Source organism: Mesorhizobium sp. B2-8-3 (genome assembly GCF_006440815.1).
Lineage (GTDB): Bacteria > Pseudomonadota > Alphaproteobacteria > Rhizobiales > Rhizobiaceae > Mesorhizobium.
Genome location: NZ_VFTW01000003.1, coordinates 24,320 through 45,476, shown reverse-complemented (window position 1 = coordinate 45,476; position 21,157 = coordinate 24,320). Strand labels below are relative to the sequence as shown.

Sequence of the window (21,157 nt, the reverse complement as noted above, 5' to 3'; positions counted from 1 at the left end):
TCACGAGGCCGGCGGAGGCGTGGGGATCTTTAGGGCTTGGGTGGGCGAAAGGGAGAATTGTCGGTCTGGAAAAAATGATCTGTTAACACTATATTTAGTGTTTGCAGGCAGGCTCGACGCTAGATAGTGTGAACCTCCCTCTACGGAGGGAATCGACAAAAGTTTCAGTTTAGGGACCCGCAAGGGTCGGCCTGCAGCCCGGGCGGATGCTTGGGAAAGCGTCTTGCTGTCTGCGTGCCGGCACTTGCGACGAGGAGAGTGCCGGCGTCGCCCGCGATGCCGGCAAACGGCGGACTGCGCTTTTCGCCATGTGGGGCAGCAATCCCTGGGGAAAAGCGCTATATATAGACACAAAGGAACGGGACCAATGCGCATCGAGCGTCGCTTCACCAAGCCAGATCAGTCTGCCTATGCGGAGATCGAATTCCGCAAGGCTTTGTCGGAGATCAAGAATCCCGACGGCTCGGTGGTGTTCCGCCTCGATAACATCGATGTGCCAGCGCAGTTCAGCCAGGTCGCGGCCGACATCCTGGCGCAGAAATATTTCCGCAAGGCCGGCGTGCCCGCGCGCCTGAAGAAGGTCGAGGAGAACGACGTCCCCTCCTTCCTGTGGCGCTCGGTGGCCGACGAGGCTGAGCTCGCCAAGCTGCCCGAGGCCGAGCGCTATGGTTCGGAAACCGACGCCCGTCAGGTCTTTGATCGCCTCGCCGGCACCTGGACCTATTGGGGTTACAAGGGCGGCTACTTCAAATCCGAGGACGACGCGCGCGCCTTCCGCGACGAGCTCGCCTATATGCTGGCCACCCAGCGCGTCGCGCCGAACTCGCCGCAGTGGTTCAACACCGGCCTGCACTGGGCCTACGGCATCGACGGCCCGAGCCAGGGCCACTTCTATGTCGACCCCTTCACCGGCAAGCTGACCAAGTCGAAGTCCTCCTACGAGCATCCGCAGCCGCATGCCTGCTTCATCCAGGGCGTGCAGGACGATCTCGTCAACGAGGGCGGCATCATGGATTTGTGGGTGCGCGAGGCGCGCCTGTTCAAATACGGCTCCGGCACCGGCTCGAACTTCTCGATGCTGCGCGGCGAAGGCGAAAAGCTTTCCGGCGGCGGCCGCTCGTCCGGCCTGATGAGCTTCCTCAAGATCGGCGACCGCGCGGCGGGCGCCATCAAGTCGGGCGGCACGACGCGCCGCGCGGCGAAAATGGTCATCGTCGACGCCGACCACCCGGATATCGAGGACTTCATCGACTGGAAGGTCAACGAAGAGCAGAAGGTCGCCTCGCTGGTGACCGGCTCCAAGATCGTCAAGAAGCATCTCGAAGCCATCATGAAGGCCTGCGTCAATTGCGAAGGCCATGACGACGACTGCTTCGATCCGGCTTTGAACACCGCGCTGAAGCGCGAGATCAAGGCGGCCAAGAAAGACGCCGTGCCGGAGAACTACATCTACCGCGTCATCCAGTTCGCCCGCCAGGGCTACACCTCGATGTCGTTCAAGACCTACGACACCGACTGGGATTCGGACGCCTACCTCACCGTCTCCGGCCAGAACTCCAACAACTCGGTGTCGCTGAAGGACAATTTCCTGCGCGCCGTCGAGGCCGATGGCGACTGGCAGCTCACCGCCCGCAAGGACGGCAAGGTGCTGAAGACGCTGAAGGCGCGGGACCTGTGGGAAAAGATCGGCTACGCCGCCTGGGCTTCCGCCGATCCGGGCCTGCATTTCAACACGACGATGAACGACTGGCACACCTGCGCTTCCGCCGGTGCGATCCGGGCCTCCAACCCGTGCTCGGAATACATGTTCCTCGACGACACGGCCTGCAACCTCGCCTCGATCAACCTTTTGCCCTACCGGCGCGAAGACGGCACGATCGACATCGCCGCCTACGAGCATACCGTTCGCCTGTGGACCGTCGTGCTCGAAATCTCGGTGATGATGGCGCAGTTTCCGTCCAAGGAGATCGCCAAGCTCTCCTACGACTACCGCACGCTCGGCCTCGGCTACGCCAATATCGGCGGCCTGCTGATGACCTCGGGCATCCCTTACGACTCCGACGAGGGCCGCGCGATCTGTGCAGCGCTCACCGCCATCATGACCGGCGTTGCCTATTCGACCTCGGCCGAGATGGCCGCCGAGCTCGGCGCCTTCCCGGACTATGACCGCAACGCCCAGAACATGCTGCGCGTCATGCGCAATCACCGCCGCGCCGCTTACGGCGACAAGGACGGCTACGAGAAGCTCGCCGTCAATCCGGTGCCGCTGGTCGCTGCCGACCTGAAGCAGCAGGCTTTGGCCGAGCATGCGCGCGCCGCATGGGACCGCGCCATCGAACTCGGCGAGGAACATGGCTACCGCAACGCGCAGGCGACCGTGATCGCGCCGACCGGCACGATCGGTCTGGTCATGGATTGCGACACCACCGGCATCGAGCCCGACTTCGCGCTGGTGAAGTTCAAGAAGCTCGCCGGCGGCGGCTACTTCAAGATCATCAACCGCGCCGTGCCGGAAGCGCTGCGCACGCTGGGCTACTCCGAAAGCCAGATCGCCGAGATCGAGGCCTACGCGGTCGGCCACGGCAACCTCAACCAGGCGCCCGGCATCAACCCGTCCTCGCTCAAGGCCAAGGGCTTCAGCGACGAGAAGATCGCGGCGCTGAATGCGGCGCTGAAGTCGGCCTTCGACATCAAGTTCGTGTTCAACCAGTGGACGCTCGGCGCCGACTGGGTGAAGGAGACGCTCGGCTTCACCGACGAGCAGCTCGGCGACATTTCCTTCGAGATGCTGCCGGCTCTCGGCTTCTCGAAGAAGGACATCGACGCCGCCAACATTCATGTCTGCGGTGCCATGACGCTCGAAGGCGCGCCCTTCCTCAAGGCCGAGCATCTGCCGGTGTTCGATTGCGCCAGCCCCTGCGGCAAGATCGGCAAGCGCTCGCTGTCGATCAACAGCCACATCCTGATGATGGCGGCGGCGCAGCCCTTCATCTCGGGCGCTATCTCCAAGACCATCAACATGCCGAACGAGGCGACCGTAGAGGACGCCAAGAACGCCTACATGCTGTCGTGGAAGCTGGCGCTGAAGGCCAACGCGCTTTATCGCGACGGCTCGAAGCTCTCGCAGCCGCTCAATGCCTCGCTGCTCGCCGATGGCGAGGAGGACGAGGACGAGGCGGTCGAGCAGCTGATCGCCGCGCCCGCCGCGCAGCGCGCCGTGCAGGTGACGGAAAAGATCGTCGAGCGCGTCATCGAGCGGCTCTACCGCGACCGCGAGAAGCTGCCGAACCGCCGCAAGGGCTACACGCAGAAGGCCGTCGTCGGCGGCCACAAGGTCTATCTCAGGACCGGCGAATTCGACGACGGCCGCCTCGGCGAGATCTTCATCGACATGCACAAGGAAGGCGCTGCCTTCCGCGCCATGATGAACAACTTCGCCATCGCCATCTCGCTCGGCCTGCAATACGGCGTGCCGCTCGACGAATATGTCGAGGCCTTCACCTTCACCAAGTTCGAGCCGGCCGGCATGGTGCAGGGCAACGACGCGATCAAGAACGCGACGTCGATCCTCGACTATGTGTTCCGCGAGCTTGCCGTCTCCTATCTCGGCCGCCACGACCTCGCCCATGTCGACCAGTCGGACTTCGACAAGACCGCGCTCGGCCGCGGCATCACCGAAGGCAAGGCGACGCCCTTCTCCAAGGGCCTCTATCGCGGCGCCTCGCCGGTGAAGCTGGTGTCCGCTGCCGGTTCAGACCCGAAGGGCTTCGGCGGCTCGGGGCCGTCGACCGCCCCTGCCCGCGCGGCGCCCACGGCCTTCTCAGGCTCCAACGTGCTGGCGCTGAAGCCGGCCAGCGACGAGGCCATCGCCTACAAGCGCGACTATGAGGAGCGCGCCAGGGAACTGGCCGAGGATATGGTGGAAGAGGAAGCCGAAGCCGCCGGCGGCGCGGAAGCCCTCTTCACCGACGCCGCGGCTAACGAGGCCGCCGAGGCAAAGAAGCTCGCCGCGACAAGGCGCCAGCAGTCGCTGCTGCAAGGCTACACCGGCAACGAATGCTCCGAGTGCCACAACTTCACCATGGTCCGGAACGGCACCTGCGAGAAGTGCGACACGTGTGGAAGCACGAGCGGGTGCAGCTGAGAGCGGATCACATCTAGGCAAATTACTGACTTAGATTTCCCGGACGCTAGGCGTTCGGGAAATTAAAATAAGAACAAAACAAAAACAAAGACATAAAGACATTAGCCGGGCCGCCTTCCGGGCAACAACTAGGCCGCAGGACAGATGATTGAGAATCAGCACACCAATTTTCCTCCGCTAGCGGTGATTGGGTAAAATCGTGGCAACCTCTCTTAATCTAACTCCAACCGACATCCTCACCACAATCTTGGTAATTATTACCGGTATATACGCTTGGTTGACATATAGTATAGCAAGATCAAATAGAATGATGGTCATCGAGGTTCAGAAGCAGATTGAGGTTCAAACAAGACCGATAATTTCCTTCAACATCGAAATTCACCATCATACGATTTTTGTCGTCCGAATATGGAATAACGGCTCATCTCCTGCAGTGAACCTAAAATTGTCTATCGACAAGGACTTCTATCGATTTGGCGAAATTAAGGGAGAATCAAAGAATATTGCCGATATGTATATTTTTAAAAATATACTACCGACACTTGCGCCAAGAGATGGCTTTTGGATTGATCTTTGCACCGGCCCAGAGGTTGGCAAAGAACTCAACGGGAAAATAATCACGCCGGACAAATTCACTATAGAAGCTTCATATAGTTATGGGGAGCGTAAATATACTGAACACTTCGCTGTAGATCTTAGAGCGTACTTTTACACGTCGGGCCAGAAGAGAATACCTGAGCAGCTCGAAAAAATAGCGAAATCGCTCGATCAATTGGCAAAATCGAAGCAGCTATAGGCATCATGATCGACCACATCACCATCGAGGTGAGCGACCTCGACAAGAGCAAGCTCTTATACGAAAAGGCTTTTTCGCCCTTGGACTACAGCCTCTCCTTCGGCAAGGAAGGCGTCTTCTGGGCCTTCAGTATCGGCAATGGCTGCCTGTTCGAGATCCAGCGCACGGGCGAGAAGCCGCCGCTCACCCATCTCCATGTCGCCTTCCGGGTGAAGAGCAAGGCCGAGGTCGACGCGTTTCATCGCGCGGCGATCGCGGCGGGCGCCGCCGACAATGGCGCGCCCGGGCCGCGTCCGGACTATGGCCCGAATTACTACGCCTGCTTCGTGCTCGATCCGGACGGTTATAATATCGAGGCGATGATCAACGAGGCGTAGTGTGGCACGGTGTCCTCCGCTTCGTCATTCCAGGGCGGAGCAAGGAGCGAAGCGACGCGCGCAGACCCTGGAATCCATTCCGTTACATCAACGCGTTGCAACGGTTCAGAATTCTGCGCCGTTGCGCCCTACGATAAAGGTCACGGCATGGATCCTCGGGTCTGCGCGCGTCGCTTCGCTCCTTGCTCCGCCCGTGGATGACGAAGGCGTGCGATGCCCGATTCTTCAACGGAGCGGCCTTCCCTGGAGCACTCCTCTCCGGCCGCCTCCAGAAGAAATCCTAATCCGCGTCGGCCACCATCTGCCCGCCGCCCAGCCAGGCGCGCCACTGCCGCTCGTCGCCATGGAAGACGTTGAGGTCGATGCGGCCGCTTACGCCATGCGACAGGCCGGAGCCGGAATACTGCCAGAACAGCCACCTGCGGCCCGGATAGACTTTTGACGGGTGCGCCGCCACCGCGCGCAGCCAGAACGGATAGTCCAGGAAGGCGCCGCGCAGGTTGTCGCGATAGAAGTCGGGGCTGGTGTAGATGATGGGCCGCTGGCCGTAGTGGCGCTCCAGCTTGTCCATGAACACCTGCATTTTTTCCAGCACCTTTTCGCGCGATGGCCGGCGCTTGCAGGAGGAATCGCCGTTCCACTCGACGTCGATGACCGGCGGCAGCGCGCCATCGACCTTCGGCACGTTGCGGATGAACCAGTCGGCCTGCTCGCCGGCGGTGCGGCACCAGTAGAAGAAATGATAGGCGCCGCGCTTCAGCCCGGCAGCATCGGCGTTGCGCCAATTCTTCATGAACATCGGGTCGAGATGGTCGCCGCCGTCGGTCGCCTTGATATAAGCGAAGTTGGCGCCCTGGGCGCGCAGCTTCTGCCAGTTGATGTTGCCCTGCCAGCGCGAGACGTCGACGCCGTGAACGGCAAGATGGCGAGGCGAAGAGCGGCCGAAATTGATCGGCTTGGCGTCGCGGAACGCATAACGGGTGACCGGGCCGGCGAGCATAGCGGGCGCCGCGCGCGACAGCCGCTTCGGCGGCGAGACGAGCGCTGCCTCCTGCACCGGCGGCTCGACGCTGTCCGGCAATTCGGTCGCGGGAAAATTCACCGTCTCCTCCTCGGCAAGGCCGAAGGGGCGAGTGTCCTCGTCGTCAGGGCGCGCGTTACCCTCGTCGAGCAACGGCGCCGGCGGCTTGATGCGCGCGGCGCCCGACATCGACGCGGTCTCGACCGTTCTTTCGGTGACGGCGGTCCTTACGCCCTTCGACACCGGCGCGCTCGGCCGCACGACCGAGCTCGTCGTCTCGTTGGACGGCATCTGCAAGGCATCGACGCCCGACGTGGACGAGCAGCCGGCAAGGCAAAGCGATGCGAGCACGAAACTGACGACGCCAAAAATCCGCATCTTTGACCTGTACGCAAAACAAAACAGACCGAAGGCAGGAACAGCGCCGCCGGAACCCCCATTCCTAATGAGAAATTACCAACAAAGTTTGAATCAAAATTTACCTTTGGCGCTACCGCATGATTCGGAGTGGCGCCGAAGCGGTTCTCGGTTAGCGCCTGAACACGCCGATCATCGGCCCGAGATTCCAGAAATCGTCGTTGCGGCCGATCGCGGGCGCATAGAGGCTCGAGATCGAGCCGTCGAGGAAGAGCGCGTTCGGGCAGCCGAGCTGGTCGCGGAACAGCCGCGCGAATTCGTGAAAGGTCACGACATCGTCCGAGATCGCGAAGACCGTGACCCCGTCGGCGCGCACGCCCACGCCGTCGCGGATCTTGCGCGAGGTGCCGTCGTAACGGAATTTCGGATGCAGCTTGCCGTCGATGACCAGCATCGGCCCGGACTGCGTGGCGTAATCCACGCGCGGCGGACGCTTGAGGTAATCCTTGGTCGCGCGAACGCCGGCCTTGCCGGCGCTGAGATAGAAGATGCCGTTGGGCTGCATGGAGAAATTGCCGGTTCCCGATCCGGTCTTCGCCGACGTGATCTGCTCGCCGCGTTCGACATAAAGCCCGACCGGCGCGAGGTTCGGATGATACATGCCGGCATTGATGCCGAAGAGCAGGGTACGCCCCGTCGCCTGCTGCGCGCTGCGCAGATTATGCAGCGACCGATAGAAATCGCCGTCCTTGTTCTTCCAGAACAGCTCGATGGAAAAATGCTCCGGATCGGCTTCGCAAATCAGATAGGCCGCGTTCTCGAAAGTCTGATTGCGGCAGGGCGGCAGCGCCGCCAGCCATTGGCCGAGCCCCATGCCGGCGCCAATTGCCGCCGGCGCCGCCGATTTCACCAGCGTCGCCAGCAACGACAAGGATTGCAGCAGAGTCACAAGATCCATCAGCGCACCCGAGCGTCGGCGTCGATACAGCGGATTGGGTCGAGACTCTACACAAGCCAGCCGGTGGCGACGCCGATCAGCAGCACCACGCCGAGCAGGCCGCGATAGATGACGAACGGCCAGGCGGAGAAGCGCTCGAGCACCCGCATCAGCCCCCAAATGGCAAAAAAAGCCGAGATCGAGGCGACGACGAGGCCGACGGCCAGGATCGACCAGCCATGCGCGTCGAGATGCACCTTGTGCAGTTCATAGAGCTCCTTGAGGCCGGCCAGCGCGATGGCCGGCAAGCCGAGCAGGAACGACAGGCGCGCCGCCTCCGGCCGGGCAAAGCCCAGCCCCATCGCCGCCGTCAGCGTCGAGCCCGAGCGCGAGACGCCGGGAATAAGCGCGCCGACCTGGGCGATGCCCACCAGCAGCGCGTCGAGGATCGATGCCTGGCGCAGCACGAGCTTGTGGCTGGCGAAGATTTCGGCGAGCGCCAAAAGGATCGCCATGGCGATGCAGGCCCAGCCGATGACGGCGAGCCCGCGCAAGGGCGAATTGCAGGCGTTGAGCACGCCGGAAAGCGCAAGGCCGGCAATGACGATCGGGACGGTGGCAAGCACGATGCTGATCGCGAGGCGGAAATAGCGATCGCCGAAATCGCGGCGCGAGATCGCCGACAGCGATCCGAACAGCACGTCCCTGACATCGCTCCAGAAATAGCTGATCACCGCCGCCAGCGCCGCCAGCTGCATGGCGGCGGAGAAGGCCGAGCCGGGGTCCTGCCAGCCCAGCACGGCCGGCACGATGCGCATGTGCGCCGTGGATGAGATCGGCAGCAATTCGGTGATGCCTTGCACGATGCCGAGGAACGCCACCTTGGCGTAACCCAGGCCGACAAAGCCGGTATCCAGTCCTTGCGTGCAGACGTCGGTCATCCCGGTCCTTTCCCCGTGCCCCGGCCGTCCTCCGGGGCAAAAAGTGAATCGTCATCGAAAGCCCATCGGGGACAGGCTTAGCCTCACGACAGCGTGATTCCAACTCACGGATTTGTAAGGTGCCGCTAATCCTGCTTGACAACACGCGACATCATATTATTCTCCTCTAATCTTACACTGTAAGGCAAATCGGAGGAGCATCCCATGTCGACCGCCGCCCTCTCGGAACTGCAGCCAGTCGTGCCGCCGCAAATGCACGTCCCGGACATCGCGATCGAGGCGGTGTCGCGCGATTTCAGCCGCGCCATCGAACGCGCCGAAGTTGCTGCCTGGCTCGACCTTTACGAGGCGGCGCCCGCCGATTTCGCGGCACGGCAAGGCTTGTCGATCGCCAAGGACGGCGACCTTGTCTGGACCACCTGCACGACGATCCCTTTCATCCATTTCAACTGCGTGAAGAATATCGGCGTCGATGGCCCGGCGACGGAAGAACAGGTCGATGCGCTGCTCGCGCACTACCGCGCGGCCGGCATCGTGCGACCGTGGTTCTATACCAATCCGCACACCGAGCCATCGCGGCTGAGATGCTGGCTGGAAGCGCGCGGGATGCAGCAGCAAAGCGGCTGGGAGCGCATCTTTCGCGACGCGACGCCGCTGCCGGACGAGCCGCTTTTCCCGGGCGACCCGCTGATCCCAGTCGACGATCTGGCGATCGAGGAGGTCACACCCAAGACAGCTTCGGAATGGGCTTCTTTCATCGATGCCAAATACAGACTTCCCACCTCGCCCTGGCTCACGGCGCTTGTCGGTCGTAAGGGCTGGCGTCATTACATGCTGAAACGCAAGGGCGCGGTCGCCGCCGTGCGCTCGCTGTTCATCTCAAACAGCACCGCCTGGAGCGGCATCGACGCGCCGGTGCCGGGGATCATGGCGCCGAGCTTCGATGTTGATGCCATGCTCGGCGAAAGGCTGGTTCGCGACGGCATCGCCGCCGGCGCGAAACTGTTTGTGGCCGACATCGAGGCGCCGCGCCCCGACCGCGATGGACCGGCCTATCGCAACTACGACCGGCTCGGCTTCAGGCTCGCCTATTTGCGCAGCCACTACAGTTACTTACCCGCGAATTCGAGCTGACCATTTTCCGCGGAGTTGCCTCAACGGTACAACCACTGCTTCAGGCAGCTTCTTGCCACAACATGCGCTGGCGGCACCGAAGCCTGGTCGATGCGAGAATCCTCGCCCGCCCTGTCGCGAGCCTTTTCCAGAAGCAGGCGAAGCTCGGCCGGGCGCACGCGGTCGCGCGCCATCACGAGCTGGACCATCGGGTCGTTCAAAAGCTCGTCCAGGGTGTTGATGCTCTCGCTCATCCGTCGCCTCCTCGATGCCTTCCCGCATGGCGCTTAGATAGGCAGCCAATGATGGCCCGCCAATGACGCTTTGCCGGCTATCTCGTGAATCCAAGATGAAATTTTTGTGCAGGCCTGCGTCGCAATGACTCAGGCCGGCGGCGCGCCTTCATGTTGCGGCAAGCCATCGTCGAGCATCAGCCAGGGCTGCTTCGAAGCAGTCCAGAAATGCATGTCGGGCTTGAACAGCGACGGATCGTCGAGCGAGCCGGACGTGACGCCGAGAATGCCCCTGGAGTCGCGGCGCGAAAACATCGTCGTGCCGCACACCGGACAGAAGCCGCGCTGGAGGTCGGGCGTGGAATTGATCGTCGCCACCGGCCCCTCGATCGTCACGTCGTCGATGCGGAACAGAAGCCGCGCGTTGAAGGCGGCGCCGATCGCCTTCTGGCAGATCCGGCAATGGCAAACCCGTTCGTTGACCGGCTCGGCATCGGCCCGATACCGCACCGCGCCGCACAAGCAACCGCCCTCATACTTCGCCATGATAAGCATCCTGTTCGCGAGTATCGGAACGCTCTAGCCGCCGGCATGGCGGCGTCAATCAAAAAGCTTTGATGGGACGCGATCGCTAACGGTGATAGGCCAGCCCCGGACGAGAGATCAATGGCGCTTGGCCTGGACGAGATAGGCGTCGATCGTGGTCTCGCCCAGCCATTTGGCGGCTTCGAGCCGGTGCAGCCCCTCGACCAGAACGTGACGCGTGCCGTCGTGCCGCACCTGGATCGGCGTCTTCATGCCGTTTTCGAGAATATCCTCGGCGAGATGCCGCACGGTTTCGGGGTGCAGCGTCTTGCGGCGCGCCGTCGGCACGTAGATGTCGTCGACCTTGACCTTTTGCACACGCAGCATGTCGGCTCCCCGTGGGAAATCTTGCGCCAGGGTCTGTCGAGATTCAGGTCAGGCCGAGCCGGGAAAGGCGGTTCCCGAGAACCGGAGCGGAGCGTACTTGAAGTACGTGAGCACCGGAAGCGCGGGAAATTGCCATTCGCAGGCCGGCCTCGCCTGAAATATCGATGGACCCTAGGATGAGATAGTCCGTTTGCCGGACATCGCCAAGCGCAAGTGCGGGCTGGCCCGACGCTTTCCATTTGACGCTTGGCCGGCCGATGGTCTCAATGGCGGCCTCGTGATCTCAGGTGTTCCTTGACGCAACTGCCCACCGAATTCCCCGATTTCGGGCTGACGCCCGAGCAGCGCCGCGAGGCGGTGCGCGGCCATTACTACGAATGGCCGGGCATGGATGGCTCGAGCGGCGAGATCTGGTGCTACAGCGGCCGCTTTTCCTATCGCCCGGGCGAAACGGTGACGCTGCATGTGAGTTCGACGGCGCCGCAATTCGGCATGGTCATCGTCCGCGATGGCGGCAGCGAGACCAAGGTCTTCGAGAAGACAGGCCTGTCGGCGCGCTGGCAGGACACGCCCGACCAATGCTCGGTCCAAGGCTGCGGCTGGGAGGCGTCGTTCGAATTCCGTGTCGGCGACGATTGGCCGTCAGGCGCCTATCGCGTGACGCTCTCGGCCGAGGGCCGTGGCGGCAAGCCGATCCACAGCCAACATCTCTTAATCGTCACACCCCTGCCCGGACGCAAGCCCGGTCGCCTGCTGCAGGTCGCCGCCACCGGCACGTGGCTCGCCTACAACACATGGGGCGGCTCGAACCACTATCAGGGCATCACCGGCGCGAACCGCGACCAATACGCGACGATGGTGTCGACGCAGCGTCCCTGGTGCCGCGGCTTCATCGTGCTGCCCAAGGATGCGCCGCGCGTGCCGCTCGAAGTCGCGGTGCCGCCGAAGGCCGTGCCGCGTTACCCGCATATGGAATGGGCTTTCGCCACCGGACATTCGAAGAAATACGCCTCTTCCGGCTGGGCGAGCTATGACAGCCATTTCTTCCGCTTCGCCGAGCGCGCCGGCTATGCGGTCGACCTTGCCAGCCAGCACGAACTGCATTTCTCGCCCGAAATCCTCGACGGCTATGACTGCGTCGTCTTCGTCGGCCATGACGAATACTGGACCTGGGAGATGCGCGACGCGGTCGACGCCTATGTGACCAGCGGCGGGCATGCGGCGCGCTTTGCCGGCAATTTCATGTGGCAGACGCGGCTGGAGGACCAAGGCCGGCGCCAGGTCTGCTACAAATACAAGGCGCGGGCGGAAGACCCGGCCTATCGCGGCGGCGACGTCACCCGCGCCACCAACTCTTGGGAAGCGCCGGAGATCGGCCGTCCCGGCAGCGCCACCTTCGGCCTCAATGCGACCAGGGGCGTCTATGCCGGCTGGGGCGGCTGCGCGCCGCGCGGCGTGCGCGGCTTCCCGGTCTATCGGCCCGAGCACTGGGCCTTCGCCGGCACCGGCATCTATTATGGCGACCTGCTCGGCGCCGACAGCCATGTCTATGGCTACGAGGTGGACGGGCTCGATTTCGAGATCCGCGGCGGCCTGCCCTACCCGACCCCGGACAGCGGCGCGCCCGAAGGCCTGCAGGTGCTGGCCGTCGGCATGGCGAGCCAAGTCGAGGAAAGCGCCGATATCCCAATCGAGGACCAGTTCCTCACCGACGAGGATGGCCGCTTCACCGCCGAGACGCTGTTCGGCGAGGCAAGCGACGCCAATCTCGACAAGGTCAAGCGCGGCAACGGCATGATCGTCAATTTCCCGCGCGGCAAGGGCGAGGTCTTCCACGCCGGAAGCTGCGAATGGGTCGCCGGCCTGCTAAGGCAGGATCCAATGGTCGAACGCGTGACCAAGAATGTCCTCGACCGCTATCTCGGAAAGTCCTGACATGCCGAAACTGGAAGTGCAGCCCTCTCCCGACGCCGAAGCACGGCCGCCATCGCATCTGTTTTATCTCTCCAGCCTGCGCCGGCCGCTGGTCGACCGCGCGGAAGGAATCTATTTCTGGACGCAGGACGGCCGCCGCTTCATCGACGGATCGAGCGGGCCGATGGTGGCCAATATCGGCCATTCCAACCGCAACGTGCTCGATGCCATGAAGCGGCAGATGGACAAGACCACCTTCGCCTACCGGCTGCATTTCGAGAACGAGCCGGCCGAGGAACTGGCGCGGGAATTGGCCGGCAAGCTGCCTGAAGGCATGGACCGCATCTTCTTCGTCTCCGGCGGTTCTGAAGCGACGGAATCCTGCATCAAGCTCGCCCGGCAGTGGGCGGTCGCCACCGGCCAGCCCAAGCGCTGGAAAGTAATCACCCGCTTCCCCTCCTATCACGGCGGCACACTGGGCTCGCTTTCGATCACCGGCGACGACGCGCTGGCTGAAACTTTCACGCCGATGATGCGGGTGATGCCGACCGTGCCGGCGCCGACCGCCTGGCGCGACCGCGACAATCTCTCGATCGAGCAGCGCGGCATCCGCTATGCCGACATGCTGGAGGAGAAGATTCTCGCCGAAGGCCCGGAAAGCGTTTTAGCCTTCATCATGGAGCCGATCGGCGGTGCGGCAACGGCTGCCCTTGTCGCGCCCGACAGCTATTATCCGCGCATCCGCGAAATCTGCGACCGCTACGGCATCCTTCTGATCCATGACGAGGTGATGAGCGGCGCCGGCAGGACAGGCAAGTTCCTCGGCGGCGACCACTGGAACTGCAGGCCCGACATCGTCGCTCTTTCGAAGGGCCTGGGCTCAGGCTACGCGCCGCTCGGCGCTCTGGCAGCACCCATGCGCCTGGTCGAGCCGCTGCTGGCCTCCGGCGGCTTCCAGCATGGCCACACCTATGCCGGCAATCCGCTTGCCTGCGCCGCCGGTCTCGCCGTGCTTGGCGAGATGGACCGGCTCGATCTCATCGCCAACGCCGCCGCCATGGGTGACGTGCTGATGGCGGAGTTGAAGGCGCTGCAAAAGCGCTTCCCCTTCATCGCCAACATGCGCGGCAAGGGCCTGCTCACCGGCGCCGAAATGGTCGCCGATCCGGAGACGCTGAAGCCGATCGACTCGGCCAGCAAGGCGACGCAGCGCCTGCTCGACCACGCCTATGCGCGCGGCCTCATCATCTATGGCCGCAAGGTCAAGGGCGGTATCGACGGCGACAATTTCATGGTGGCGCCGCCGATGATCATTACAGCCGAGCAGATCGGCGAGATGATCGCCATCATCGGCGACTCGTTGAAGGCGCTGGCGGAGGAACTCGACCTGCCGGTGGAAGGGTGAGGCCGGGCAACGTTTGAGCCATCCTGAGATGTTTGCAATCGTTCGCACCCCCCTCTGGCCTGCCGGCCATCTCCCCCGCAAGGGGGGAGATCAGCTGTGTTTTTCGCTTTCGCCATTTTTCAGCGCCGCAGAATTGGCGGCAAGGCCAAAACTGCCAATCTCCCCCCTTGCGGGGGAGATGTCCGGCAGGACAGAGGGGGGTGCCTGGGCACCGTATTTGTCGTGAGTACAATCACCCTCCGCCCCGGTCGCATCGAGGACGTCGAAACCATCCACGCCGCCTTGCTCCGTCTCGGCACCCATATCGGCGCGCCGGAAGAGATCCAATCGACGCCCGACGACCTCCGCCGCTACGGCTTCGGCGAAAAGCCCGCTTTCTCGATCCTGATCGCCGAGATCGACGGCGAATTCGCCGGGCTTTGCCTGCATTTTCCGATCTTCTCGACCTGGATGGGCCGTCCCGGCGTCTATGTGCAGGACCTATACGTCGAGGATCGCTTCCGCGGCCGCCGGATCGGCGAAAAGCTGCTTCGACGCGTGGCCAAGGAATGCCGCGTGGCGGGCGGCGCCTATCTGAGGCTGTCCGTCGATACCGACAACGAGACCGCCAAGGCCTTCTACGAAAGACTGGGCATCGGCTGGTCGAGCTACGAGCAGGTGCAGAAGATCGTCGGCGATGCCTTTTTCGCCTTTGCCGATATGCCGGAGGGATGACGATGAAAACCTTTTACGCCGAAGAGCAGAAACGCCATGACCCCAAGGCTTTCCTCTCCAGCGGCGCGCCGCAGCCCAACCCGGAAAAGCCGGAACGGGTCGAGAGATTGTTAGCCGGCACAATATCGGCCGGGTTGACGGTCGAGCGTCCAGGGAATCATGGGCTTGGCCCGATAGCGGCGGTGCATACGCCCGAATATCTCGACTTCCTCGAGCACATTTTTCCGCGCTGGCAGCGCATCGAAGGCGCCTCGGCGGAAGTCATCCCGAACATCCACCCGATCGCCCGCGACGGCTCCTATCCGGCCTCGGCTGTCGGCCAGGCCGGCTACCACATGGCCGACACCGCCTGCCCGATCTCGGCCGAGACCTGGAACAGCGCGCTGTGGAGTGCCTGGAGCGCGGTGGAGGCTGCCGAAGCGGTGATGGCCGGAGCACCGTCGGCCTATGCGCTGTGCCGCCCGCCAGGCCATCACGCCTTCGCCGATGTCGCCGGCGGCTTCTGCTTCATCAACAATTCGGCCGTCGCCGCACAGGTGCTGCGCAAGAGCGCTGCGCGCGTCGCCATCCTTGATGTCGACCTGCATCACGGCAACGGCACGCAAGGCATCTTCTACGCCCGCCCCGACGTGCTGACCGTCTCGCTGCACGCCGATCCGGTGCGCTTCTACCCGTTCTTCTGGGGACATGCCGATGAGCGCGGCGAAGGCCCCGGCCTCGGCTACAATCTCAACCTGCCGCTGCCGCGCAAATCCGGCGATGCGGCCTTTCTCGAAGCGCTTGCCGCAGCCTTCCAGCGCATCCGCGCCTTCGCGCCGGAAGCGCTGGTCGTCGCACTCGGCCTCGACGCATTCGAGGGCGATCCGTTCGGCGGCCTGTCGGTGACGACGCCGGGCTTCTCGCGCATCGGCGAAGCGATAGCCGGACTTGGCCTGCCGACGGTCATCGTCCAGGAAGGCGGCTATCTCTGCGACGCGCTTGGCGACAACCTCACCGCTTTCCTGACCGGCTTCGGCGACAAGCAGGGTTAGACAGCCTTAGGAATGCTGTTGCCGCAGCATCGCGATCACGCGGTGCACGCTTTCCAGCGTCTCTTCGATCTCGGCCGCCGTGTTGTAATGCGCGATGCCGATGCGCACGACGCCCTGCTCGGCGGGTATGCCGAGCTGGTGGACGACCTCCCACGCATAGTTGTGGCCTGACCACAGGAAGATGTTTTCGGCGTTCATCTGCCGCACGATCGTTTCCGGCTCGATGCCTTCGACGGTGAAGGAAATGGTCGGCACCCGCTCGGTAAGCCGTTGCGGATCGGTGATGCCATGGATGATCAGGCCTTCGATATCGGACAGGCCTTCGATCAGTTGCCGGGCCAGCGTGTTCTCGTAAGTTATCGACACCTCGAACGCCTTGGCGATCCGCTGCCGCCGCGAGCCGTCCTCGCCGGCGGCAGCGCCGAGATCTGCAAAATAGTCGATTGCCGCCGTCAGCCCGGCCATCAGCTCGATCTGCGGCGTGCCAAGCTCGAACCGCTCGGGCAGGACGTTCGAAGAGCAGCGGCATTTGTAGGGCTCGAGGCCGTCGAGGACGTCGCGGCGGCCCCACAATATCCCCATATGCGGCCCGAAGAATTTATAGGCCGAGCAGATCAGGAAATCGCAGCCGAGTTCCTGCACGTCGATCAGCCCGTGCGGCGCGAATTGCACAGCATCGACATAGACCAGCGCGCCGGCCTGCCTGGCAATCGCCGTCAGCGCTTTCACGCGATTGATCGAGCCAGTGAGGTTCGAGGCATAGTTCAACGCGACAAGGCGCGTTTTCTCCGAAAGCAGCGACTTGAGCGCCGCCTCCTCCACCTGCCAGCTACGCTCGTCGAACGGCAGGAAGCGCACGACCAGGCCGAGATCCTCGGCAAGTTGCAGCCATGGCGAAACATTGCCCTCGTGGTCCATGCGCGTGACGACGATCTCGTCGCCCGGCTTCATCGTCCGGCCGAGCGTGCGCGACATGTGGTAGGTCAGCGTCGTCATGTTGGCGCCGATGACGATCTCCTCGATGCTCGCGGCATTGAGGAAATCGGCCATCGCCGCATGCGCCCCGTCGACCACTTGCTGCGCCGCGAGCGTCGTTGCGAAAAAACCGCCGAGATTGGCATTGGTCGACAGCAGGCAGCGCGACACCGCCTCCGCCACCGCCAGCGGCACCTGTGTGCCGGCGGGATTGTCGAGATAGATGCGCCGGCGCCCGTCATCGGCCAGCGAAAGCGCCGGAAATCTGCCGCGCACGGCCTCGATCGGAAACTCTGCCATCGTGTCCATCCCCTTGTTTTTTAACGATTCCCGATCACGGGCACGGATTGCCGACACGCTGATGGATGGCGTCGACCGCCTTCTGCATCTCTTCCGTCCAGCTGACGTCGGCCGAGGACAGCGCCATATCGAGCTGCGCGATCGTGGTCGCGCCGACGATGTTCGCGGTCACGAAGGGCCGGCTCGCCACATAGGCGTTGGCGAAAAGTGCTGGCTCCATGCTGAAGGAGCGCGCCAGCTCGGTGTATTCCAGCAGCACTTCCGCCGCATTCGGCGTCTCGTAGCGCTGGCCGCGATTGAAGAGCTGCGAGCGCGAGCCCTGCGGTCGCGCGCCATGATTGTATTTGCCGGTGAGATAGCCCTGTGCAAGCGGCGAATAGGGAAGAAACGCGATCTCCTCGCGCTCGCAGACCTCGGCAAGGTTCACCTCGAAGGTGCGGTTGACGAGGCTGTAAGCGTTCTGCAGCGAGGCGACGCGCGGACCGGTCCCCTTTTCGGCTTCGAAGACGAAGCGCATGACGCCCCAGGAGCTTTCGTTCGAGAGGCCAAGATGGCGTATCTTGCCCGCCTTCACCAGTTCCTCGAAGACGGAGAGCGTTTCGGCAATCGGCGTCCCGTCTCCCGGGGCGCCTGCCGCATCCGCGCGCCGCGCCACTGCTCCAACGCGCGTCGGATTCGAGCCCCACGGAATGTCCCGGTCCGGCCAGTGGATCTGATAGAGGTCGATATAGTCGGTGCCGAGCTTGGCCAGCGATTTCTCGACCGCGTCGAAAATGTCGGCGCGCACCAGCTTCGACGGACGATCGCCCCGGAACCACGCGTTGGCGGTGCGGCCGACGACCTTTGAGGCGAGGATGACCTTGTCGCGGTTGCCGTTGGCCTTCATCCAGCTGCCGATGATCTTCTCGGTTCGCCCTTGCGTCTCCGCCTTGGGCGGGATCGGGTAAAGCTCGGCCGTGTCGATGAAATTCACCCCTCGCGAGAACGCGAGATCCATCTGCGCATGGCCTTCGGCCTCGCTGTTCTGCTGGCCCCATGTCATCGAACCGAGACAGATTTGCGAAACAAGGAGATCGGTCCGACCGAGGCGGCGTTTATGCATGGAATGTCTCCGGCGGGAGTTTTTGCGCGAGCTGCGCGGGGAGGAAGTTCAAGCATAAAGCAAAGGCCGGAGTTTCTCCAAGCCCGCTGTCTTCGACTTTTGAGTGAATTGCGCGGCTAGCGGCGCGCCCCGGCCAGCGCCCGCCGCTTGGCCTCGTCGATCAGCATATTGGCCACCTGCATGCGGATCATGGCGCGCTGGCGCAGATGCGGCGCGACCCGGTCCGGATGGTTGGCGAAGGCGAAGTTACGGCGGATGCGGCCGAGATCGGCGTTCTTGGCGGGACGGTCGAGGCCGAGCTCGCCGGCAATCGCTTCGGGATCGATCGGCGGCAGCTTTTCCTCCGGCCGGCGCTCTTCGTCGGCAAGAGCCAGTTTCGCCTGGTCGAGAAGTGCCGCGAACTCGGCCGCAAGGTCGGCGCCTTGCTCGCGATATTCGGCGGCGACGCTCTCGCCGGCGACCTTGATGCGGCCGGAATGCAATTCATCGGCCACGGACAGGTAGTCGAACGGGATAGACGGCCGGGCGCCCTCGTCCTCGCCTTTCTCCGAGGCGACGATCAGGTCGTCGAGCAACGAAGCGAAATCGAGCTTGTTCCCGGTGCCGATCTCAACCTCCCTGTCGTGACGGCATGCATTGATGCCGCCGAACATAGGAGCCTCTCGTTAAAAATGAATGCTGGCGATGCTAACAATTGCCGCTTTTTCGCCCGGCAAGACGACATCCGAAAATAAAAAGCCGGACTGCTCTTCGTGCAGTCCGGCAAGATCGCCAGGAGTGGCGAGGAAAAGCCAGCCATGTGCCGGCACGAGTGCATACGGTCGAGCCCACCGAAAAGTTTCACGGAAAATCGATTGTGGCGGAAAAAATTCCGTGCGGCATGGCAGCCATGCAATTGCTGCACTGCACAATTTTAACAAATCATCTATATCGTGTTGTCGGGAGGACCAACAGGGGCAACTGAGTCATGGGGTTCTTCACTGAAATGTTCGCTCGGCCACGGCCGCAGGAACACCAGCGTTACCGCTCGGCGCTCGCGCTTCTGAACGCGATGAGCAATGCGGACCGCGCCGATATCGGCATCAAGCCGGCGGATTTTCCGCGCATCGCGCGCGAGATGTCGATCCGCTGAGCTGAACCAAAGAGGTTTCCCAGGACGCCTGGGAAACCTCCAAGCCATTCAAAGGTCAGCGATTTCCGAGGAAAGTTTGCTTGCCGAGCGGCACGCCATTGTGGCGCAGGATGTCGTAGGCGGTTGTGACGTGGAAGTAGAAATTCGGCGTCGCCACATGCAGCAGATACTGCAGGCCGGGCAACGTAGCTTCGCGCCCGCCGAGCCTTAGTTCGACCGTCCTGTCTTCCGATCCTTCCAGATCGGCCGCCGCGAATGTCGCCAGATGATCGAGCGTCTTGGTGATCCGCGCCTGCAGGTCGGCAAAGCTCGCTTCATTGTCCTCGTATTTCGGCACCTCGCGGCCGGCCAGCCGCGACGGCGCGCCCTTGGCATGGTCGGTGGCGATCTGGACCTGCCTGGTCAGCGCGAACATGTCGGGCGCCAGCCGCGCGGTGAGGAACACTTGCGGATCGATCTTGCGCTCGCCGGCATTCTGCTCCGCCGCCGTCAAGACGCTGGCCAGCGCTTTCAGCCTGGCCGAAAACACGCCCACCGATATGTCGTACATGGAAATGGTCACGGGGTATCTCCCACGCGGCCCCAGCGCCGCGGGCCGTGAACTAGCGCCTCCCGCCACGATTCTTCAAGCGGCCCTGCCCATGGCGTCACCGCGCCGCCGCAATCGCGGTGGTAGTATTTTCGTTACCGAGCGGAGGATTAGATGAAAAGAGCCACTTTCGCAGCGATTGTCTTTTTCTCACTGGCCGGCTTCACGCATTCCGCGCCTGCGGCGGATGCGCCCTATATCGACGACCGATCAAGCGCCGATGCGGTCGTCCGCTCGCTTTATAGCGCTATCAACCGCCACGAATTCGCCCGCGCCTGGGGTTATTTTGGCGATACGAAGCCGGCAAAGGATTTCAACGCCTTCGTCAAGGGTTACGACGGCACCGGCAGCGTCGAAGTCAAGACTGGCGCCGTCTCGGAGGACGGCGCTGCCGGCAGCATCTATTACAGCGTCCCGGTCGCCATCCAGGCGACCGACAAGAAGGGCGACGCCAAGGTTTTCGCCGGCTGCTACACGGTCCGCCAGGTCAACGCGCAGATCCAGGAACCGCCCTTTCAGCCGATCTTCATCGACAAGGGCGCCCTGAAGCCCTCGACCGAGGATTTCGACAGCGCCGTGCCGGCAAGCTGCGGCGACGGTCCGCCGCCGCCGAAGAAGGACGAAGCGCTGGAGCAGGCCAAGAAGGCCTTCCTCGCCACCTATGGCGACCAGTGCGACAAGCAAGATCCGGACGGCAAGCCGATCGGCGAGCCCGAGGCTCATTCGATCCATTACACGGACAAGGACGCCCAGCCCAACGACCCGGAGCGCGAGACGCGGTTGTTCCGCTTCTTCTGCTCGATGGCCGCCTACAACGAGACGGCGGTCTACTACGTCGCCGATGACGTCAACGGCGTCTCACAGTTGCAGTTCACCGAGCCGGAGCTCGATATCCGCTACGAGAACAACAACAGCGAGGGCAAGGTCGAATCGATCCACATCATCGGGTTCAAGACCAGCGGCTGGGCGACCAACTCGGACTATGACGACAACACAAAGACCATCACCACATCCGACAAATGGCGTGGTGTGGGGGATGCCTCATCATCGGGAACCTACCTGTTTCGCAACGGCGATTTCTCGCTCGTCCAGTATGACGTCGATGCATCCTATGACGGCGAGCAAAATCCGCAGACCGTCATCGATTACAACACGGCGCCTTGA

Annotated in this window: 20 protein-coding genes; 10 read left to right on the top strand and 10 right to left on the bottom strand. The window is 62.9% G+C overall.

The window, feature by feature from the left end; all coding sequences use genetic code 11:
* The first annotated feature begins 367 nt into the window (after window positions 1–367).
* From FJ418_RS05460 to FJ418_RS05450, 3 genes are all read left to right on the top strand, one after another.
* A complete protein-coding gene (locus tag FJ418_RS05460) occupies window positions 368–4,144 on the top strand; it encodes a vitamin B12-dependent ribonucleotide reductase (protein WP_140864154.1) in 3,777 nt (1,258 codons plus the stop codon).
* 307 nt (window positions 4,145–4,451) lie between these two features.
* Window positions 4,452–4,940 carry a hypothetical protein gene (locus FJ418_RS05455; protein ID WP_140864151.1) on the top strand — a complete coding sequence of 163 codons (489 nt, stop codon included), beginning with the start codon at window positions 4,452–4,454 and terminating at the stop codon, window positions 4,938–4,940.
* 5 nt (window positions 4,941–4,945) lie between these two features.
* Complete coding sequence (locus FJ418_RS05450) at window positions 4,946–5,317, top strand: VOC family protein (RefSeq protein WP_140864148.1); 372 nt, start codon at window positions 4,946–4,948, stop codon at window positions 5,315–5,317.
* Window positions 5,318–5,597: 280 nt separating this feature from the next.
* Here FJ418_RS05450 and FJ418_RS05445 read toward each other — a convergent pair whose 3' ends face one another.
* From FJ418_RS05445 to FJ418_RS05435, 3 genes are all read right to left on the bottom strand, one after another.
* Entirely contained in the window at window positions 5,598–6,716 is a 1,119-nt protein-coding gene (locus FJ418_RS05445; RefSeq protein ID WP_140864146.1) for a GH25 family lysozyme, read from the bottom strand.
* A gap of 151 nt (window positions 6,717–6,867) precedes the next feature.
* Complete coding sequence (locus tag FJ418_RS05440; protein ID WP_140864143.1) at window positions 6,868–7,653, bottom strand: phosphodiester glycosidase family protein; 786 nt, start codon at window positions 7,651–7,653, stop codon at window positions 6,868–6,870.
* A gap of 47 nt (window positions 7,654–7,700) precedes the next feature.
* A complete protein-coding gene (locus tag FJ418_RS05435) occupies window positions 7,701–8,573 on the bottom strand; it encodes an undecaprenyl-diphosphate phosphatase (protein WP_140856937.1) in 873 nt (290 codons plus the stop codon).
* Between the two features lie 204 nt (window positions 8,574–8,777).
* Between FJ418_RS05435 and FJ418_RS05430 the strand changes: the two genes are divergently transcribed.
* Window positions 8,778–9,707, top strand: a complete 930-nt coding sequence (locus FJ418_RS05430) for a hypothetical protein (protein WP_140864139.1) — start codon at window positions 8,778–8,780, stop codon at window positions 9,705–9,707.
* Between the two features lie 20 nt (window positions 9,708–9,727).
* On the opposite strand, the gene FJ418_RS05425 is transcribed toward FJ418_RS05430, so the two are convergent.
* The 3 genes from FJ418_RS05425 to FJ418_RS05415 form a co-directional block, all read right to left on the bottom strand.
* Entirely contained in the window at window positions 9,728–9,940 is a 213-nt protein-coding gene (locus FJ418_RS05425) for a hypothetical protein (protein WP_140647475.1), read from the bottom strand.
* Between the two features lie 129 nt (window positions 9,941–10,069).
* Entirely contained in the window at window positions 10,070–10,465 is a 396-nt protein-coding gene (locus tag FJ418_RS05420; protein ID WP_140659981.1) for a GFA family protein, read from the bottom strand.
* Between the two features lie 117 nt (window positions 10,466–10,582).
* On the bottom strand, window positions 10,583–10,831 hold the full coding sequence (locus FJ418_RS05415) for a ParB N-terminal domain-containing protein (RefSeq protein ID WP_140864135.1): 249 nt from the start codon (window positions 10,829–10,831) through the stop codon (window positions 10,583–10,585).
* A gap of 294 nt (window positions 10,832–11,125) precedes the next feature.
* Here FJ418_RS05415 and FJ418_RS05410 point away from each other — a divergent pair, with 294 nt between their 5' ends.
* The 4 genes from FJ418_RS05410 (at window position 11,126) to FJ418_RS05390 (ending at window position 15,895) form a co-directional block, all read left to right on the top strand.
* Window positions 11,126–12,766 (top strand): N,N-dimethylformamidase beta subunit family domain-containing protein, encoded by a 1,641-nt coding sequence (locus FJ418_RS05410; RefSeq protein ID WP_140864133.1) that lies wholly within the window; start codon window positions 11,126–11,128, stop codon window positions 12,764–12,766.
* Between the two features lies 1 nt (window position 12,767).
* Entirely contained in the window at window positions 12,768–14,150 is a 1,383-nt protein-coding gene (locus FJ418_RS05405) for an aspartate aminotransferase family protein (protein ID WP_140864131.1), read from the top strand.
* A 222-nt stretch (window positions 14,151–14,372) separates the two neighbouring features.
* A complete protein-coding gene (locus FJ418_RS05395) occupies window positions 14,373–14,864 on the top strand; it encodes a GNAT family N-acetyltransferase (protein WP_140864127.1) in 492 nt (163 codons plus the stop codon).
* 2 nt (window positions 14,865–14,866) lie between these two features.
* Window positions 14,867–15,895, top strand: a complete 1,029-nt coding sequence (locus tag FJ418_RS05390) for a histone deacetylase family protein (protein WP_140864125.1) — start codon at window positions 14,867–14,869, stop codon at window positions 15,893–15,895.
* A 6-nt stretch (window positions 15,896–15,901) separates the two neighbouring features.
* Here FJ418_RS05390 and FJ418_RS05385 read toward each other — a convergent pair whose 3' ends face one another.
* The 3 genes from FJ418_RS05385 to FJ418_RS05375 all read right to left on the bottom strand — a co-directional run bounded on the left by FJ418_RS05385 (window position 15,902) and on the right by FJ418_RS05375 (window position 18,847).
* A complete protein-coding gene (locus FJ418_RS05385; protein ID WP_140864123.1) occupies window positions 15,902–17,170 on the bottom strand; it encodes a cysteine desulfurase-like protein in 1,269 nt (422 codons plus the stop codon).
* Between the two features lie 34 nt (window positions 17,171–17,204).
* Complete coding sequence (locus FJ418_RS05380; RefSeq protein ID WP_140864121.1) at window positions 17,205–18,272, bottom strand: aldo/keto reductase; 1,068 nt, start codon at window positions 18,270–18,272, stop codon at window positions 17,205–17,207.
* Window positions 18,273–18,388: 116 nt separating this feature from the next.
* Window positions 18,389–18,847 (bottom strand): hypothetical protein, encoded by a 459-nt coding sequence (locus FJ418_RS05375; protein ID WP_140864597.1) that lies wholly within the window; start codon window positions 18,845–18,847, stop codon window positions 18,389–18,391.
* 392 nt (window positions 18,848–19,239) lie between these two features.
* On the opposite strand from FJ418_RS05375, the gene FJ418_RS05370 reads away from it, so the two are divergent.
* Window positions 19,240–19,404 carry a DUF1127 domain-containing protein gene (locus FJ418_RS05370; protein ID WP_095765222.1) on the top strand — a complete coding sequence of 55 codons (165 nt, stop codon included), beginning with the start codon at window positions 19,240–19,242 and terminating at the stop codon, window positions 19,402–19,404.
* Between the two features lie 55 nt (window positions 19,405–19,459).
* On the opposite strand, the gene FJ418_RS05365 is transcribed toward FJ418_RS05370, so the two are convergent.
* Entirely contained in the window at window positions 19,460–19,966 is a 507-nt protein-coding gene (locus FJ418_RS05365; RefSeq protein ID WP_140710370.1) for a DUF1993 family protein, read from the bottom strand.
* A gap of 141 nt (window positions 19,967–20,107) precedes the next feature.
* On the opposite strand from FJ418_RS05365, the gene FJ418_RS05360 reads away from it, so the two are divergent.
* Window positions 20,108–21,157 (top strand): DUF1176 domain-containing protein, encoded by a 1,050-nt coding sequence (locus FJ418_RS05360; RefSeq protein WP_140864119.1) that lies wholly within the window; start codon window positions 20,108–20,110, stop codon window positions 21,155–21,157.

Coding starts and splice junctions, on each gene's coding strand:
- FJ418_RS05420 (WP_140659981.1), bottom strand. CDS start 10,465: ATGGCGAAGTATGAGGGCGGTTGCTTGTGCGGCGCGGTGCGGTATCGG.
- FJ418_RS05390 (WP_140864125.1), top strand. CDS start 14,867: ATGAAAACCTTTTACGCCGAAGAGCAGAAACGCCATGACCCCAAGGCT.
- FJ418_RS05370 (WP_095765222.1), top strand. CDS start 19,240: ATGGGGTTCTTCACTGAAATGTTCGCTCGGCCACGGCCGCAGGAACAC.
- FJ418_RS05440 (WP_140864143.1), bottom strand. CDS start 7,653: ATGGATCTTGTGACTCTGCTGCAATCCTTGTCGTTGCTGGCGACGCTG.
- FJ418_RS05455 (WP_140864151.1), top strand. CDS start 4,452: ATGATGGTCATCGAGGTTCAGAAGCAGATTGAGGTTCAAACAAGACCG.
- FJ418_RS05425 (WP_140647475.1), bottom strand. CDS start 9,940: ATGAGCGAGAGCATCAACACCCTGGACGAGCTTTTGAACGACCCGATG.
- FJ418_RS05360 (WP_140864119.1), top strand. CDS start 20,108: ATGAAAAGAGCCACTTTCGCAGCGATTGTCTTTTTCTCACTGGCCGGC.
- FJ418_RS05435 (WP_140856937.1), bottom strand. CDS start 8,573: ATGACCGACGTCTGCACGCAAGGACTGGATACCGGCTTTGTCGGCCTG.
- FJ418_RS05405 (WP_140864131.1), top strand. CDS start 12,768: ATGCCGAAACTGGAAGTGCAGCCCTCTCCCGACGCCGAAGCACGGCCG.
- FJ418_RS05445 (WP_140864146.1), bottom strand. CDS start 6,716: ATGCGGATTTTTGGCGTCGTCAGTTTCGTGCTCGCATCGCTTTGCCTT.
- FJ418_RS05415 (WP_140864135.1), bottom strand. CDS start 10,831: ATGCTGCGTGTGCAAAAGGTCAAGGTCGACGACATCTACGTGCCGACG.
- FJ418_RS05430 (WP_140864139.1), top strand. CDS start 8,778: ATGTCGACCGCCGCCCTCTCGGAACTGCAGCCAGTCGTGCCGCCGCAA.
- FJ418_RS05385 (WP_140864123.1), bottom strand. CDS start 17,170: ATGGCAGAGTTTCCGATCGAGGCCGTGCGCGGCAGATTTCCGGCGCTT.
- FJ418_RS05460 (WP_140864154.1), top strand. CDS start 368: ATGCGCATCGAGCGTCGCTTCACCAAGCCAGATCAGTCTGCCTATGCG.
- FJ418_RS05450 (WP_140864148.1), top strand. CDS start 4,946: ATGATCGACCACATCACCATCGAGGTGAGCGACCTCGACAAGAGCAAG.
- FJ418_RS05380 (WP_140864121.1), bottom strand. CDS start 18,272: ATGCATAAACGCCGCCTCGGTCGGACCGATCTCCTTGTTTCGCAAATC.